The sequence below is a fragment of the Lacinutrix sp. genome (assembly GCF_023299985.1).
Taxonomy (GTDB): domain Bacteria; phylum Bacteroidota; class Bacteroidia; order Flavobacteriales; family Flavobacteriaceae; genus Lacinutrix.
In genome coordinates this window covers 1-16830 of record NZ_JALZVX010000114.1, presented here as the reverse complement: position 1 = coordinate 16830, position 16830 = coordinate 1, and the positions used below count along the sequence as shown (strand labels likewise).

At 32.2% G+C, this 16830-nt stretch carries 14 protein-coding genes; 1 reads left to right on the top strand and 13 read right to left on the bottom strand.

Translation table 11 applies throughout. The annotated features are described in order from the left end of the window. Nucleotides 1-97 precede the first annotated feature (97 nt). The 4 genes from Q0C58_RS05815 to Q0C58_RS05800 all read right to left on the bottom strand — a co-directional run bounded on the left by Q0C58_RS05815 (nt 98) and on the right by Q0C58_RS05800 (nt 3853). A complete protein-coding gene (locus Q0C58_RS05815; protein WP_290698751.1) occupies nt 98-1237 on the bottom strand; it encodes a T9SS type A sorting domain-containing protein in 1140 nt (379 codons plus the stop codon). Nucleotides 1238-1526: 289 nt separating this feature from the next. Further along, entirely contained in the window at nt 1527-2045 is a 519-nt protein-coding gene (locus tag Q0C58_RS05810; protein WP_290698748.1) for a LacI family DNA-binding transcriptional regulator, read from the bottom strand. Between the two features lie 3 nt (nt 2046-2048). Beyond that, nucleotides 2049-2717 carry a bifunctional 4-hydroxy-2-oxoglutarate aldolase/2-dehydro-3-deoxy-phosphogluconate aldolase gene (locus Q0C58_RS05805; protein WP_290698745.1) on the bottom strand — a complete coding sequence of 223 codons (669 nt, stop codon included), beginning with the start codon at nt 2715-2717 and terminating at the stop codon, nt 2049-2051. Nucleotides 2718-2806: 89 nt separating this feature from the next. Next, nucleotides 2807-3853: a sugar kinase gene (locus Q0C58_RS05800; RefSeq protein WP_290698743.1), complete on the bottom strand. Its 1047-nt coding sequence runs from the start codon at nt 3851-3853 to the stop codon at nt 2807-2809. A 138-nt stretch (nt 3854-3991) separates the two neighbouring features. On the opposite strand from Q0C58_RS05800, the gene Q0C58_RS05795 reads away from it, so the two are divergent. Then, nucleotides 3992-5008, top strand: a complete 1017-nt coding sequence (locus Q0C58_RS05795) for a LacI family DNA-binding transcriptional regulator (protein ID WP_290698740.1) — start codon at nt 3992-3994, stop codon at nt 5006-5008. A 78-nt stretch (nt 5009-5086) separates the two neighbouring features. Here Q0C58_RS05795 and Q0C58_RS05790 read toward each other — a convergent pair whose 3' ends face one another. From Q0C58_RS05790 to Q0C58_RS05750, 9 genes are all read right to left on the bottom strand, one after another. After that, nucleotides 5087-5851 (bottom strand): SDR family NAD(P)-dependent oxidoreductase, encoded by a 765-nt coding sequence (locus tag Q0C58_RS05790; protein ID WP_290698737.1) that lies wholly within the window; start codon nt 5849-5851, stop codon nt 5087-5089. A gap of 34 nt (nt 5852-5885) precedes the next feature. Further along, nucleotides 5886-7235 (bottom strand): MFS transporter, encoded by a 1350-nt coding sequence (locus Q0C58_RS05785; RefSeq protein WP_290698734.1) that lies wholly within the window; start codon nt 7233-7235, stop codon nt 5886-5888. Between the two features lie 76 nt (nt 7236-7311). Further along, the gene (locus Q0C58_RS05780; RefSeq protein WP_290698731.1) at nt 7312-8013 is read right to left on the bottom strand and encodes a FadR/GntR family transcriptional regulator; all 702 of its coding nucleotides are present in this window, start codon (nt 8011-8013) and stop codon (nt 7312-7314) included. A 163-nt stretch (nt 8014-8176) separates the two neighbouring features. Further along, complete coding sequence (locus Q0C58_RS05775) at nt 8177-9091, bottom strand: polysaccharide lyase family 7 protein (protein WP_290698728.1); 915 nt, start codon at nt 9089-9091, stop codon at nt 8177-8179. A 27-nt stretch (nt 9092-9118) separates the two neighbouring features. Then, on the bottom strand, nt 9119-10126 hold the full coding sequence (locus Q0C58_RS05770; RefSeq protein ID WP_290698725.1) for a PKD domain-containing protein: 1008 nt from the start codon (nt 10124-10126) through the stop codon (nt 9119-9121). 13 nt (nt 10127-10139) lie between these two features. Then, nucleotides 10140-11591, bottom strand: a complete 1452-nt coding sequence (locus Q0C58_RS05765) for a RagB/SusD family nutrient uptake outer membrane protein (RefSeq protein WP_290698722.1) — start codon at nt 11589-11591, stop codon at nt 10140-10142. A 17-nt stretch (nt 11592-11608) separates the two neighbouring features. Next, nucleotides 11609-14731 (bottom strand): TonB-dependent receptor, encoded by a 3123-nt coding sequence (locus Q0C58_RS05760; RefSeq protein WP_290698719.1) that lies wholly within the window; start codon nt 14729-14731, stop codon nt 11609-11611. Nucleotides 14732-15112: 381 nt separating this feature from the next. Continuing rightward, nucleotides 15113-15484, bottom strand: a complete 372-nt coding sequence (locus Q0C58_RS05755; protein ID WP_290698716.1) for a cupin domain-containing protein — start codon at nt 15482-15484, stop codon at nt 15113-15115. 59 nt (nt 15485-15543) lie between these two features. Continuing rightward, a partial coding sequence (locus Q0C58_RS05750) for a heparinase II/III-family protein (RefSeq protein ID WP_290698713.1) occupies nt 15544-16830 on the bottom strand: 1287 nt, incomplete at its 5' end.

Sequence of the window (16830 nt, the reverse complement as noted above, 5' to 3'; positions counted from 1 at the left end):
GCTGTAGAATAAATTTAATAATTTTGGCACAAGTTAAGTATAAAACGATAAAAGACAGCGGTTAGGCTGTCTTTTATATATTAAGATATTATTGAATTTATTCAATAACTAACTTTTTAGTAATAGTATTTGCTCCTGAATTTATTTTAACTAAATAAACACCTTTTGCCATTTCTGAAACATTAATAGCATCATTAGTTAAAGTTTTTGTAGTTAAAACATTAGCTCCTAAAATATTAAAAACTTCTACCTTATCAATAGTTTGACCTGTTGTAGATTTAATATTTAAAATTGTGTTTGCTGGGTTTGGGTATATGCTTAAACTATTTAAAACATCTACTTCTACTAAACCTAAAGTATTAACACTCGGGTTAGGAGCGCCAATATGATTTAATTCTGAACCTTCAAAACTTTCTGGCACAGCTCTTACAGATGTTGAATTAGAACCAACAAGCCAATTAGGATAATTACCACTACTAGGAACATCTGAACCTAACCAGTCTGAATTATCAGAATCTTCAATAAGATTACCTGTAGAATTTCCTATTCTTGCAGCATAATCAAACTGTGTAGCTGTAGATATTACAGTTGCAGAAGCAGGCCTCATAAGTGTTGGCACAATAGCAGCCTCAGCAAAAATAACATCAGCATATGCAAACTCAGGTGAAGGAGCGCCGTCGTCGTCAGCAAACGATATGCCATCCATAAATGTCCATATAGAAGTGAAAGCGGCATCTATTTCTCCATCATCATCTCCATCAATATCATCATTAGAAGATGGAGCACCATTTCCGTTTGTATTTACTAGAAAAAATGTATGCGATTGATCTTCTAATTCTCCATCGGTTACGTCCATTAAAACAGTAGCAGCACTATCAATAGTATAAATATTACCTGTTGTTAATATTAATAAAATACCGTTAGAACCTAATTGTACACCAGATAAATCTATAATTCCTCCCTGAGGACAAACAGTTGTGCCATCATTATTAACAGTACATCCATTAGATGAACCCCCATTAGACTCTACATCTCCTGGATTAGATTCTCCATCGCCTTCAATTTGAATCAAATAAGTGTCTGCTGCAATCATTGCATTTGGAATACCTCTTAACTCTATGTATTCTCTTTGAGAATCTGTGCCTGGAGGACTTACTAAAATTTCGTTAATGTAAAGTTGAGCTGACATTGCTTGGCTAGCCAAAAATGCAGTCAATAAAAGTAAAGTTTTTTTCATAATATTCATTTTAAATTATTTATCCAAATTTAATTTAATAATTAAACTCACGTCCTATTATTTTGTAAGTAACTGATTTAAAATAAATTGGTTTACCAGTTTGGTTTACCAAATATATATAAAATATTCTAATTCTATTTTAAAATTTAATAAACGATATTAATTTGTTGCCATTATTAATAGAAATCTTTAAAAACATGCTTGTTTAAGACAAGAAAACTAGTGTTAGTAAAGAAGGGTTATAGATGTGTGAGAATTAATTAAAGATTAAAATTCTCCTAAATTATAACTAAATTTTAGACAGTAGATTTGAAAAACTCTTTTTAGAATCTAATTGAATAGTTTCTAAAGGTTGTGTTTTACTAATAGAAAGTATTTCTATTGGCATGTTGCTACCTAAAAAACTATCTTCTTTTCGTTGTCCTTCAGATATTAAAATAACACCAGATGTAGAACCGTCGTTTAAGCTTCTAATAAAGTTTAATTCTTTATCAGGACAACTTTCAGATTGATAAAAGAGTACTCTGTAATTGGCTTTTTCAGCAGTTTTTTGCAAACTAGATAATGCTTGACTATAGCAACTTAAAGTAACCTTTGGTAAAACAACAGCAATAGATACTGATTTTTTTATACGCAAGGAAACAGCATAGCTATTTGGTACATAGTTATGCTGTTTTGCTATATCTTTAATAACTTCTCGCGTTTGCAAACTTATATCTTGCTTATTATTTAAAGCTTTAGACACAGTAGAAACGGAGTATCCCGAAAGATGTGATATTTGTTTAATTGTTATTGCTTGCGATATCAAATGTTATGCTCTTAAATCTGTTATTATGGCTAAAGCATTTTTAGTATCTGCTTTAATTTTTGCTAAATCATAGTTTCCATCTGCTCCTTTTGCTATTAATTTAGAACCCATTCCAACACAAGTAACTCCTGCGTTAAACCAGCCTTCTAAATTTTCACGAGTTGGAGAAACTCCACCTGTTGGCATAATACTAGTCCATGGTTGTGGTCCTTTTATTGCTTTAACAAAACCAGGTCCATAAATCCCACCAGGAAAAAGCTTAACAACTTCACATCCTAATTCTTCTGCTCTACAAATTTCGGTTAAAGAACCGCAACCAGGTGACCACATTACTTTACGTCTGTTACAAACTATTGCAATATCTTCTCTTAAAACAGGAGTAACAATAAAGTTAGCACCTAAAGCCATAAATCTTGAAGCTGATGCTGCATCTGTTACAGAACCAACACCCATTACCATTCCTGGTAGTTCTTTAAGCACATATTTATTAAGCTCACCAAAAACTTCATGAGCAAAATCTCCTCTTGCCGTAAACTCTAATAAACGAGCTCCACCATCGTAAACAGCTTTAATTACTTGTTTACCAATTTCTAAATCTGCATTATAAAACAAAGGAACTAATCCTGTTTGTTTCATTACAGCTGCAACTTCTATTCTTGTATAATTTGCCATTTTTAAATGTGTATTTATTTATTAGTGCATTTGTTTATCTGTTAAATGGAATCAAGCAACTTAAAAGATAATCAAATAAACACTTTTAATTAACGCGCTACACGTCCTGAAGCGTCTCCACCCATTAATTTTTCTACTTCTGCAACTGTTACTAAGTTTGCATCACCTTTAATTGTATGCTTTAAACAAGAAGCTGCTACTGCAAAGTCTAGTGCGTTTTGATCGTTTTCTGGGTATTTAAGCAATCCGTAGATTAATCCTCCCATAAATGAATCTCCACCACCTACTCTATCTACTATATCTGTAATTTGGTATTGACGTGTTTCGAACATTGTTTTACCGTCGTATAAAACACCTGCCCAAGTATTATGCGAAGCAGAAATTGAACCTCTTAATGTTGTTATTACTTTTGTAGCTCTTGGAAATTTTTCCATCATTTGCTTACAAACAGATAAGAAAGCTCCTGCTTTTACATCATGTCCTTGCGTTGTAATATCTAAACCTTCTGGTTTGATACCAAAGTGCTTTTCTGCATCTTCTTCGTTTCCTAGAATAATATCACAATAAGACGTTATTTCTGTCATTATCTTCTCTCTGTGCGCTTCGTCACAAAAAGTCCAAAGTTTAGCTCTATAATTTAAATCTGTAGAAATAGTAACTCCCATTTCACTTGCAACTTTTACAGCTTCTAAACACGCATCTGCAGCACCTTGAGAGATTGCTGGTGTAATACCTGTCCAGTGAAACCAAGCCACATCTTTAAATACCGCTTTCCAATCTACCATTCCTGATTTAATTTCAGAAATTGCTGAATGAGCACGATCGTAGACTACTTTACTACCTCTACTTACTGCTCCAGTTTCTAAAAAGTAAATTCCTAAACGGTCTCCACCATAGATTATTTTATCTACACCAACACCTCTTTTACGCATTTCCATCATGGCACAGGCTCCAATGTCATTTTTTGGTAAACGTGTTACAAAATCTACAGGGACACCATAGTTTGCTAGTGAAACTGCAACGTTAGACTCTCCACCGCCGTAAACGACGTCAAAGCTAGATGCTTGTGAGAACCTTAAAAATTGTTGTGGAGCTAATCTTAACATGATTTCTCCGAAAGTAACTACTTTTTTCATTGTATAAAATTATTATATTATAGTTTGGTTAATCGATTAAGCAGATTTGTAAAAATAAAATCAAAATAGTCTTATTTTGATTTCATAAACTAAAACAATACTTTTGCTTAAACGTTTAAGCAAATATATAAAAACTAAGTGAATAAAAAAAGAACTACTATAAAAGACATTGCCAATGTGCTAAATATTTCTGCTGCTGCAGTATCTAAAGCATTACATGACGATTCTAGAATAAGTAAAAAAACAAAACTTGAAGTTAAACGTGTTGCTAAAGAATTAAACTACCAACCCAATCATTTAGCGAGTGCATTAAGAAGAGGAAAAAGTAATCTTGTTGGTGTTATTGTACCTAGAACTAATAGTAACTTCTTTTCTTCTGTGATTGAACACATGGAAGATGTTTTAAATAAAGCAGGATATAACCTTATAATTACGCAATCCAACGAGTCTTTTGAAAAAGAATGTCGAAATATTGACACCTTATTATTTACTCAAGTTGATGGTATTATCGCTTCTATGGCAAATGAAACTGTAGATTTGTCTTATTTTGAAAAAATAAAGTCTAATAATATTCCATTAGTCTTATTTGATCGTGGTGAAAACGATTTAAATGTAGATTACATAGGAATTAATGATTATGAAAGCAGCCATATGATTATTAAACACCTTGTTGAAGCAGGTTGTAAACGCATAGCGCATATTGGAGGTTACCGTCGTACTCGCATTTTTAATAATAGAATAAGAGGTTATATTGATGCTATAAAAAAGCATAATTTACCTCATGATGATGAATTACTTATTGAAAGCAATTTGACTTTAGAAGACGGAAGAATACAAATGAAAAAATTACTGACTCTAAAAAATTGTCCCGATGCTATTTATGTTGCAAGTGATGCTGCAGCTCTAGGTGCTTTACAAGTTTTAAATGAAAACAATATTGCTGTACCAGACGATATTAGACTAGTTGGCTTTGGTAATGAGCCCTTTACTTCCTTAGTAACACCATCAATTACAAGTGTTAATCAACACAGTGAACAGATAGGACAAATTGCTGCTGAAACGTTTTTAGAACTTGTACAATCTAAGGATTTAAAACAAACCTTGAATAAAAAAATTCTTGATGCTGAATTGATAATAAGGGATTCTTCAAAATAAAAAAGCGTTAAAACATAAATGCATTAACGCTTGACTAATTAGCAACCAATATAATGATGCCTTACAAAATATTTTTATTTATATACCTAAAGCCTGACCTCCACCTATTTGGATAGTTTCAGCTGTAATAAAACCTGCATCTTTACTTGCTAAAAAAGAAATAACACCAGCAACATCTTCTGGTTGACCTAATCTTCCTAACATTATATTGTTAGCCCATGAAGCAAAAACTTCTGGCTTAGTTGATTTAATTTGTGCGTGAAATGGTGTATCAATAGTTCCAGGTGACACTGCATTTACTCTAATACCATATTCTGCTAAATCTTTAGCTAATGCTCTTGTTATTGCATGAACTCCAGCTTTAGAAGTACCATAAATTCCTGCTCCAGGTCCACCTGCAGTCCATCCTGCATTTGATGTATAGTTAATTATAGAAGGATGTTCTCCACTTTTAAGAAAAGGGATTGCAGCTCTTGAAGCAAAAAATACCGAATCAAGATTTAATGCCATTACTTTTCTGTAAAAATCTGTTGTCATTTCTTCGAAACGAGATCTTCCACCTAATCCACCTGCATTATTTACAAGTACATCTATTCTACCATATTTTTCTCCAATTGCTTTTATGTTAGAAGTTACAGCTTCTTCACTTGTAACATCAAAACCACGGTATTCTACTGTCATTCCTAGACCAGAAAGCTCAGCTAATTTTGCAGCACCTTCCTCATCATTTATACCATTTAAAACTACAGTATAACCGTCATTACCTAATCGTTTGGCAACTTCAAATCCTATTCCGCCTGTTGCTCCTGTAACGATAGCTACTTTTCCTTTATTTTTACTCATTTTTAATGTTTTATTATTTAATATTTTTTTTAATTTATTTTATTGCCTTTACTTTTTCCACTTTAGGTATCAATACCCAAACAGCAAATAATGCAGCAGCTGTAAGTCCTGCACCTACATAAAATGCTGGAGCATAATTCTCTCCTCTTGTTAACCATGGTACTAAAATTGTAAATCCAAACACGGCTAATTTGGCAGCCATTCCTGCAAATCCTGATAGAGTACCTACTGTTTTCTTACTAAACATATCACTTGGTAAGGTTTGTACATTTCCAATAGATGTTTGAAAACCAAATAAGATAATAGCCATTATTATTACTGCAGCTGTTGGAGAATTCATATTAGCACCTAAGAAACTAAATACAGAATTAAATACAGACGCAAAAGCAGCTGGATCAATTAGTAAAAAGAAAGATGGAAACATTATTAAACATCCAAGAGTTATTACACGCTTTCTAGTTTTATTGATATTCCATCCAACTTTAATTCTATTTTGTGCTAAAAGACCTCCAAACCAAGCACCAAACATTGCTCCTACGTAAGGAACCCATCCGTAAATACCTATAGTTTTAACATCCATACCGTAAACTCCATTAAGATAAATTGGTATCCATGCTACAAATAACCACCATATAGGATCAATTGCCGCAGAAGCTAAAATAACTCCCCAACTTTCTCTATGTTTAAATAACTGAGTTGTAGTTGGAATGTATTCGGAAACATTTTCTACTGAATCCTCTTTTGTGATTTGTCCACTTAATATGTATTTTTTTTCATCTTCAGTAATATTTGGATGGTATTCTGGTGGCGCTTTTACTATTAATAACCAAGGTAACAACCATAACAAACCAATAAGACCAACGATAACAAATATCATTTGCCAACTAAAGTATATAGTCATAAAGGCAATCATTGGAATTGCTACAATACCTCCAATAGCAGCACCTGAGTTAAATAAACCTTGAGCAAATGCTCTCTCCTTTGCAGGAAACCATTCTGCATTTCCTTTTGCTGCTCCTGGCCAGTTACCAGCTTCTGCTAAACCTAATATAGATCTAAAAATAGCAAACGTCCACGCTCCACCAGCAAACGCATGTAAAGCGGTAGCTACAGACCATACTCCAATAGAGATTGCGAATCCTATTCTTGTTCCTACCCAATCAAATATTTTACCAAATAGTGCTTGACCACCAGCATAGAAAAAAATAAAACTCCCTGTAATCCATGCATATACTTCTTTTCGACCATCTGCATCCATATCAGGAAACATAGATTCTGCAATATCTGGCCATAAGACTCCTAAAGCTTGTCTGTCTATGTAATTTATAACAGCAGCTAAAGCTATTAAGCCTATTACCCACCATCTTAGTCCTTTTAATTTCATTTAGTTAGTTTCTAGTTAGTATTAATCTTTTTGATTAAGACCTTAAATTTAAATTAATCTTAATATTTAGAATGTATTAAATACTGTAGCAATATTGATACAACACACTAAAGTGTTCTTTCATTTTTTCTTTTGCTAATGTTGGGTTTTGATTTTTTATAGCATCGTAAATCTCTTGATGTTCCTTTATTCCTTGTGTTGCCAGGTTTTTATCACAAACATGATGTGTTTCAAAATTTGTAATTATTTCTGGCGTGATAATTAGCATAAAAGTATTCATTGTGCTATTTCCACTAGCTTTAGCGATTGCCAAATGGAATAATAAATCTTCTTGCACTGCATCTTCACCGTTTAATGCTTTTTTACTGTAAGCATCTAAAGCTAGTTTCATTTGCTTTAGGTCTTCATCTGTTCTTCTTAAAGCAGCCAATCTAGACGTTTTTAATTCTAGTAAAATTCTAGTTTCGACTAAAGATTTAAAATCTGGATCATCTAATCTAAGAATATCTTCTATCATCCCATCCATTGCTGTAGCACCAATATTAGCTACAAATGTTCCACTTTGAGGAATGGATTTTAATATCCCATAAAACTCTAATTTTTGAATAGCTTCACGAACATTACTTCTTGATACATCAAATTTTTCAGAAAGCATTCTCTCTGAAGGTAATTTATCTCCAGGTTCTAGGTTTTTACTATTTATTAGGTTTCCTATTTGAGAAATAATAGCATTTTGAACATCTACATTTTCTGATTTTGTAAGTATTTCTATTTTCATAAATAAATTTGGTTGACTAGCTAGTTATTTTACTTCAATATATAAAAAAGTAATTATATTTTCAATATTACACTTTATTTAACTAACTTTTTATAGATCTAAAAAAAATAGACTATAAAAATTCAGAAAATATAAATATATTCAAGACTAATCAAACTAATTATTAATGAGATACTTCTAACTCATAATATCTTACTTTAGCATAAGCACCTTCATCTCTTGTTTGAAAATAGTTTCCAGCTTTAAAATAATTTTCAAAAATGCCCCATTTTTTAATATGGATACTTTCGTACACTTTGTATTCAGTTTTATTTAAGATTATTACCATTTTTCCATCAGAAATTTTAACTTCCAAAGTAAACTTTTTAAAGCCTACTTCTTGTTCAAAATTGAAACCATCATCATTATCCCATGCATCTTCATGTAACATTTCTTCTGGAGTGGCGCTTAAATTTTTGAGCACTTTTGATTTTATTCTTATTTTACCTTTGTCCCAATAAATTTTAAGAATAGGTGGTGCATTGTTGTCATCTTCACCTATTAAATCGCGTTGCTCATTAGTTAAACGACCATGAATTTGCATAATAATAACACGATGATACTTGCCGTCTGAATCTTTTGTGACTTCAGCCATTGCAAGCTTACCTTTCATGTAAGCACCATCTGCAAATTTCCAGTTAACATTGTTTTCACCAGGCACCATTTGCTCTCTTAACTCTGACCTAGTATACTTAGTGTTTTTTGTTTTTGAGTTGGTAGGCAAAGCATGGAAAACTATAGCTCCTTTTGTTGAATCTATATACATGTATGGCTTAGCAACCTCCATTTTAGCAAAATCCTTTATTTCTGGAGGATCTATTTCAAAAGGTTTACCTTTTTCATTAACCACAGGTAATGTTACTTTCCAGTGACTTAAATCTATTTTAGGGAGTTTTACTTTTTTTGATTTTTTCTTCTTCTTCTTTTTTTTCTTTTTAGTTTCTATTTTGTCCTCAACAACATTATTTTGTGCTAGACAACTAAAACTAAAAGCTGAAACAAATATTAATAAGATTAAAATTTTAATTTTTATACGCATTTATCTCAGCTTTTAGATATTTTAAATTTAGTTTATAGCGGTTATAACTACAGAGTCTGCACGTATTTCTTCATCACCACTACTGTATCCATAATTTCCAACACTTCCATCTCCACCAATTCCTCTAATAAAAAGTGCAACACTATCGTTAGCACCAGAGTTAAAGATAAATACCTGACTAGTATTATAATCATCATTACCAGGATTACTAATTACATCAACTAAAAGGTTATTAGCAGCATCTTCAACTTGTGCAACTGATGAATAACCAAAACCTGAATTAGGAACTTCTGCAGATGTATCATAATAAATTGGCGTGTAACCACTTGTATAACCAGCACCTGATAAAACTCTTAATTCTAACATACTACCTGGAAAACTTCCTGGAGGAGTAGCTATACCTTTAAATGATGTAACAATTTGTATTGCATAATCTGCGTTTGGTGTAACGGCAAATTCTTGGTATACGTGATCTGGTTCATTATTATCAAATTTCACAACATTATCACTACCTCCATTACCAGAACTAGATTCTCCTTGTTCACCGATGTCATCATTATCCCATCCTGAACAAGCACAATCACTTGCTCCTAATTTTGGAAGTTTGTTAAAATCTGCATTAAGTAAAACTGGATCTAGAACGGCTGGTTCTTCAGGTTGAATTAATTCTACAGTATCTGTAAACGTTGACGTTTGACTTAAAGCATCAGATGACACTAAAGTTACTATAAAAGTTCCTTCACCACTATACACGTGTGATGGATCAAGTTCGTTAGAAGTAGTTCCATCTCCAAAATCCCAACTGTAATTTATAGCATCACTAGATTGGTTTGCAAAACTTACTTGTGTAAAATCTTCTACTAGTTCACCATTGGTAAAAGTAAATAAGGCAGTTGGTGGTGTTTCATCTGCGATAGAATTCGCTTCTGGAAGATCATCTATATAGTCACATGAAATAGTCATTAATGTAAAAACTAAAATAAGTACTAAGTTAGTTTTTGATAAAATTTGTCTTTTAAAATTAATTGTTTTCATAACATTATATTTTTTAATTTGGATATCCTGGATTTTGTGTTAATAAACCTTGGCTAATAGATATTTCAGCTGAAGGAATTGGAAGTAATAATTCGAAGGCTTGAAAATCATGGTTATTAGCAGCAGAAAATGCTGATAATACTTCTTGTGCCACGCCAAAACGTTTAAGGTCTAAAAAACGATGGTTTTCAAAAGCTAATTCTACTCTTCTTTCGTCCATAAGCATTTGTTTAGTAAGCTCTGTAATAGGAGCTGAAGTACCAGCTCTTTCTCTAACCAAATTAAACGATGTAATAGCATCCATTGATGATGTTACTGTGCCTCCAGCCATAATTGCTTCTGCATGTAAAAGTAAGACATCTGCGTAACGTATTACAATAAAGTCATTTCCTGCGATTCTTGGATTAGAAGGAACAGGAATGTCTCCTACATTAGTATCTTCAATCGGTAAAAATTTAGCTGTTTGAAATAAACCTGGATTACCTGGATCACCTCTAAAACTCACTTGGCCTCTGTTTCCACCAATAGCATCAAAAGCCGCTACTAATTCATCTGTAGCATAATTTGTACCTGTACCACGACCTACAGCATCTAAAAATTCTGCTGAGAAACCTTGACTATCATTAACCTGAGTAGCATCAAATTCTATTGAAAAAACAGTTTCGCTATTTGATTCATTATAAAAAACATCAAAAAAGTTTGATTCTAAACTGTAATTATTACTAGCTATTACAGATTCTAATAGTACTTGGGCATCTAAATAATTACCTAAGGTTAAATGAACCTTGGCAAGCAAGGTTTGAATAGCACCTCTTGAAGCTCTACTTCTTGAAGAGATATCTATACCACTGTTCTCTGCAAACTGTAAGTCACTTAAAATAAAATCGTAAATTTGATTTTGAGGGACTCTTGTAAACGCTAATCCTACTTCATCTGGAGCAATTGTTCTGTTAACTAATGGTACATCTCCATAATAACGCACAAGATTAAAATAAGCATAAGCTCTTAAAAAACGTGCTTCTGCTTCAAATTTTACAGCATTTTCCTGTGATGCATCTTCTAAATTTTCTAATACTACATTAGCGTTAAAAATAATCCTGTACATACTTCTATAATAAGTAGTTACAGCTAAAGTTTGTGGCATTACATTAAAGATTTCAAAATCAAACCCTTGAGGAGAACCACTCTTAGTTCTGGCATTATCACTTAACACTTCTCCCATTTGGTATTCTATTTGTATCCCTAAAAATACATGATTAAAACCGTTTCCGAATATATCAGAGCTACCTTCTAATGGATTACTACCTTGTAAAGCATCATAAATATTTATAATTCCTGTTTCTATTTCTTCGTCTGTAGTGAAAAAATTATCTACTGTAACAGCAGATGTTGGTATTGTATCTAAATCACAAGACCCTAAAAAAAGCATCATGATTAGACCTGTAAAAATATATTTTGTTTTCATAATAATAATTTTATATGTTAAAATTGAATGTTTAATCCAAGTGTTATTGTTCTTTGTATAGCTGTACCACCTCTTTGGTAACCTGAAGCTAAACTACCAGCAGCTAAATTACGTTGATGTTCTGGATTCCATCCAGTGTAATCGTCTGCTGTTATAAAAAACAAGTTTTGACCTGTAGCATATAATCTAACGTTTGTTAAATTCAATCCCTGTGTAACAGATTCAGGTAAATTATAACCTAAACTAACTGTACGCAAAGCTACATAACCTGCATCTTGTACCAAATCATCTGTAAAAATACGTTGAACCAAAAATTCTTGATCTGGAGCGGTTGCTGGATTAAAATCTACAGTATTACTATTGAAGAAATCAAAAACATATTGATCTCCTAAATTGTAAGTTTTAGCACCATGACTTCCTTGTAGTAAAAAGCTAAAATCAAAGTTCTTATATTCAAATTGACTACCAAAACTCCATACTAAATCTGGAAAAGGATCTCCTAAAATTGTTTTATCATCTTCAGTTATTAAGCCATCTCCATTTAAATCTTTAGCATAAACAAACTGAGTTTTATTACCAACTTGTCTAAACGGATCATTTAAATCTTCGAATGCAATTTCTCTATCAAACACATAACCATAGAAAGATGAAATTGGTTGCCCAACTAAATTGATCCATTCTACCAATCTACTTCCATCACCAGTATTAACTACTTGCCCATTTGCATCACCTATATCTTTTAAAGTATTAGTATTGCGAGAACCAATAATTGAAGCCTTCCATTTAAAGTTTTCGTTACTTACCAAACGTAATCTCATTTCTAATTCTAAACCAGTATTTTCAACTTCTCCTCTATTTTGCAATGCAAATTGAAAACCTGTTGGAGCTCCAGTAGGTGTATTTAAAAGCAACTCGTCACTTGTTCTGTTATAATATTCTAAAGATCCAGATACTGCGTTGTTAAAGAACCCAAAATCAAGTCCTGGATTAATTTCCACAGATCGTTCCCATTGCAAATCTGGATTAGCAATGTTTTGTGCATTAAAACCTGGTAGAATACTACCATCTACAACAGCACTAGAGCCACTTAATAATGCCAAACTAGGGTAGTTTTCAACTAAGAATCCACCAGCAAAATCATTTGTTCCTGTAACACCATAACTTACTCTCAATTTTAACTGATTAATCCAGTTAGAATCTTCTAGAAAATCCTCGTTAGACACTACCCAACCAGCAGATACTGCTGGAAAAACACCATATTTAGTATCAGCTCCAAAAACAGAACTACCATCACGTCTTATACTTGCGTTAAATAAGTATTTATTATCGTAAGCATATATCGCTCTTGCAAAAAATCCATTTAAATTATTTTGATAATCAAAAGCTGTAGCTGAGTTAATAATAGAACCACCTCCTACGTTTGGTATAACGTCTGATGTAAATCCACTAGTTTCAATTTGAGACTCTTCAAAAAATCTATGTTCAAAAGAAGCACCAACAATAGCACTTATGTCATGCTTATCTATTGTTTTATTATAACTTAAAACATTATTAGATATTAATCCATATCTACTTCTAGTATCATATGACGCATTAGCGGCAGATGCTCCATTTCTAGATTCATTAATACCTTGATAATCTGTATTAATTCTATTTTCATAAGTTGCAGTAAAGTCTGTTCTAAAACTAAAGTCAGAATTTAATTTATAATTAGCATATAAGTTACCAAAAAACTTGTAGCGATCCTCGAAGCGTTCACGCTCTAACAATTTAGCTAAAGGATTAATGTTACTTGTATTACTAATATCTGTACCACTACTTACAGGAAGTCCTTGAAAATTTCCTTGAGAATCAAAAATACTTGTTGCTCCAGCTGGGAATTGAAAATCATCGAACATTCTTTGTAATACATAATCTCCAACTTGAGCATCTGCATAAGCACCACCATCACGAACTCTGTTTACAAACTGAATATTAAAATCGTCTAAACGTGAAGGCACCCATGAAGGTTGACGTATAACATCGTAAAGCCCAGCAGCACTAAATCTTCTTCTTCCTGTAAAAGAAGGAGAGAAACTAGCACCCACTTTAAGCTTATCTGTCAATTCTGAACTCACTTTCGCTTGCGCAGTAAATCTTTCAAACTCATCTGTTAATAAAACACCTTCATCTTTAGTATAACTTAGATTGATATTATATTTTGTTTTTTTACCACCTCCTCTTACTCCAAAACTATGGCTTTGAATAACACCACCATCAATTACAATATCTTGCCAATTATTGTTAGCGTTAATTAACTGTCTCATTTGGCTTCCTAAAGAAAGACCACCTGTAATATCTCTTTCTCTTTGAAGTTCTGCTTCAAAATCAATATCATAATCATCACTTTGAAGTCCTTCTTTAAAACCAGTAAACGTGTTATATGTAAACTTGGCTTTTCCTTCTTTACCTTCCTTTGTTGTAATTTGAATAACACCGTTAGCTCCTCTAGACCCAAAGATAGAAGCTGATGCAGCATCTTTTAAAACCTCAAAAGACTCAACGTTATTCATGTCGATATTTGTTAAAAAATCTGAATCCACAACAGATCCATCAACAACAATTAATGGCCCAGCGTTAGATTGTATAGACCCAACACCACGAATTCTAATAGTAGGCGCTCCACCGGCTTCACCTTCTGAATTTACAATACTAACACCAGATATTTGACCTATTAAAGCTTCATCAACTCTAGATACTGCTATCTGATCTAATTTTTCATTTGTCACCTTAGAAATAGCACCTGTTAATAAACTTTTCTTTTGTGTACCGTAACCTATTATTACTACTTCATCTAGAGTACTTGCATCCACTACTAGATCTATGTTTTGATTAGCTTGGCCTGTTACTGGAATTAATTGAGTAACAAAACCTATGGAAGAAAATTGTATTACATCTCCATCTTTGACTTGTAATTGATAGTTACCATCAAAATCTGTAGATGTTCCTGTGGTACCTCCAGCGATTAAAACATTAACACCTGGCAAAGGCATTTTGTCTTCACCTGAAAGCACTTGTCCTTTAAGCATGTAATTTTGAGCAAATGAAATAAAGCTCATAAAAAACAACACAAAGAATACTGATTTTACTTTGAAATTCATAATCTGTCTTTAAGTTTTTAATTGGTTATTAGATTAAATTTTAATGCAAAATTATAATTATTGTAATTTTCACCTTTACAACAATTATTTTTTATGCAAAATTACTTCCTTCTCAGGAAGTTTATTCTAAAAAGGATGGGTTTGAACCTACCTTTTTTTAGTTTAGTTTATAATTGGTTAACCAAACTGGTCAACCAAATATATATAAAATTTTGTTAAATCAATCTATTTCTTAATTTTTTATATGAAATTAAATGAATTTAATAAAATCTGGTGCTAAAAAAAAATGAATTCTTTAATAGCTGTTTTAAATAAGATAAGGTCTCTGTCATTAAATGAAACAATTTAAACCTTTAGTAATTGCTAGTAGTTTCTTTTTTATTACTTATCTCCAAAATAAGATGGACCATCTCCAGTTAAGAAATCTTCTCTTACTGGACTAAATGTATCAATTAATTGTCCTTCTTCTAAACAAACTGCACTATGTAATAAATTAGGCTCTATATAAACGCCATCTCCTGCTTCTACAATTTTCTTTTCGCCATCAATTACAAATTCAAATTTACCTGAAACACAATAAGTCGCTTGTGTATGAAAATGTTGATGTGGTGCACCTAAGGCTCCTTTATCAAATTTCACGCTTACCATCATGATTTGGTTATCGTAGCCTAAGAACTTTCTTGACACTCCTCCTCCAAGAACTTCCCATTCCATATCTTTTGTAATCACGTATTTTTCACTAACTCTTTTCATAATTTTATTTTTTTAATAAGCACCTGAACTGCGCTCAGTTTATTATTTGTTTTATTATTTTATTTGAAATAATAAGAACCTGACCACTCATAATTCTTATCGTTAATTTTTAAGTTATGCTTTGCTTGTTTTGAAGCATTTGTATTTGCCGTTATAAACAGTTTTACGTTGCCTTTTATATTAGTAATCTGTATTGCTGTATAAGCTTCAGTATCTATAAGGACTTTTAATTCTTTTATACTACTTTTTGAGTTTACTGCAGATTCTGTAACTGGACTGTAATTTCCATGCGATTCTATTATAGAAACAAACAGTGTGTTTTTAGTGTTTTTTCTTCTTAACATTAAAGCCGGATCTCTTCTTAAATTAAACTCTGGATCGTTTGCTCCAATTCTAGTGAATAATAATTCATCATTAGTATTTGTTACCGTTGTTAACGTGTAAAACTTGTAATTGCTTAACCAAGAAAATTTAGAATTCTTGGTATTAGTTTTTGCAGTGCCTTCTACATATAAATGTTGGTATCCGTTTTTATCTCCTAAAGTTGTTAATGTTTTAGGTGTTGTGTAATCAAAGTTTGTTTGTATGACTTGTCCTGAGAAGTAATAAGGAAAATCATATTTATTTGCTTTATTAGAAGTCACCTTCATGATATCTAACATATATGGCTTTTCAAAATCTTCGCCTTTTATAATTGCCATTGTACGTAACATTTCTGTTCCTGGATAGGCATTACTTTCTTTTGCACTTGCTACTTGAATGTTTTCATTTTCCGAAGAGAAATAATTTAGTACCGAGTGATGCTGACTTCCTATTTCGTACTTCGCATTAAAATGAGATGTTTCATTTTGTGTTACTGTATTGTGTGCAATGGTTTGTTTTGCCCAAGTCTTGTTTTCCTTTAGGTAATTTCCACCTCCTTTTTGTTCGATATTTACAAATCTTGATAATCCATAATCTTGAAGAATTTCTTCACCGTTTTCATGTAATGAATACGATAACTTATCGTAATGACCATGACTAGAACCTTGAGCAGCATATTTAAATACTAATTCAATATCTTCATTTCTCAATATAGCAACACCACCTTGTTGTCCTTTTGGTCCATCAGAAAGATTGATAGATTTTTTATTGAAAGGTTCAGCTTTACCATTTTTAACACCAAGGGCTACTGCTAAACCAGAATCGTCTAATAAGACACGATCTTGTTTTTCTGCAATACTTAATAAGCCTGGATCTTGCGTTCCAAAATGATACGAAATATCTACTGCTGTAACTAAAGCGCTTGTGTAATACGACATTCCTTTTTGACCATCGTTAAGTGGAAAAAATTCACCATCTGCATC

Bases quoted from the DNA above. Each gene is read 5' to 3' on its own strand.
- Q0C58_RS05765 (WP_290698722.1), bottom strand. From the start codon at position 11,591: ATGAAAACAAAATATATTTTTACAGGTCTAATCATGATGCTTTTTTTA.
- Q0C58_RS05790 (WP_290698737.1), bottom strand. From the start codon at position 5,851: ATGAGTAAAAATAAAGGAAAAGTAGCTATCGTTACAGGAGCAACAGGC.
- Q0C58_RS05760 (WP_290698719.1), bottom strand. From the start codon at position 14,731: ATGAATTTCAAAGTAAAATCAGTATTCTTTGTGTTGTTTTTTATGAGC.
- Q0C58_RS05770 (WP_290698725.1), bottom strand. From the start codon at position 10,126: ATGAAAACAATTAATTTTAAAAGACAAATTTTATCAAAAACTAACTTA.
- Q0C58_RS05785 (WP_290698734.1), bottom strand. From the start codon at position 7,235: ATGAAATTAAAAGGACTAAGATGGTGGGTAATAGGCTTAATAGCTTTA.
- Q0C58_RS05815 (WP_290698751.1), bottom strand. From the start codon at position 1,237: ATGAAAAAAACTTTACTTTTATTGACTGCATTTTTGGCTAGCCAAGCA.
- Q0C58_RS05780 (WP_290698731.1), bottom strand. From the start codon at position 8,013: ATGAAAATAGAAATACTTACAAAATCAGAAAATGTAGATGTTCAAAAT.
- Q0C58_RS05805 (WP_290698745.1), bottom strand. From the start codon at position 2,717: ATGGCAAATTATACAAGAATAGAAGTTGCAGCTGTAATGAAACAAACA.
- Q0C58_RS05775 (WP_290698728.1), bottom strand. From the start codon at position 9,091: ATGCGTATAAAAATTAAAATTTTAATCTTATTAATATTTGTTTCAGCT.
- Q0C58_RS05800 (WP_290698743.1), bottom strand. From the start codon at position 3,853: ATGAAAAAAGTAGTTACTTTCGGAGAAATCATGTTAAGATTAGCTCCA.
- Q0C58_RS05755 (WP_290698716.1), bottom strand. From the start codon at position 15,484: ATGAAAAGAGTTAGTGAAAAATACGTGATTACAAAAGATATGGAATGG.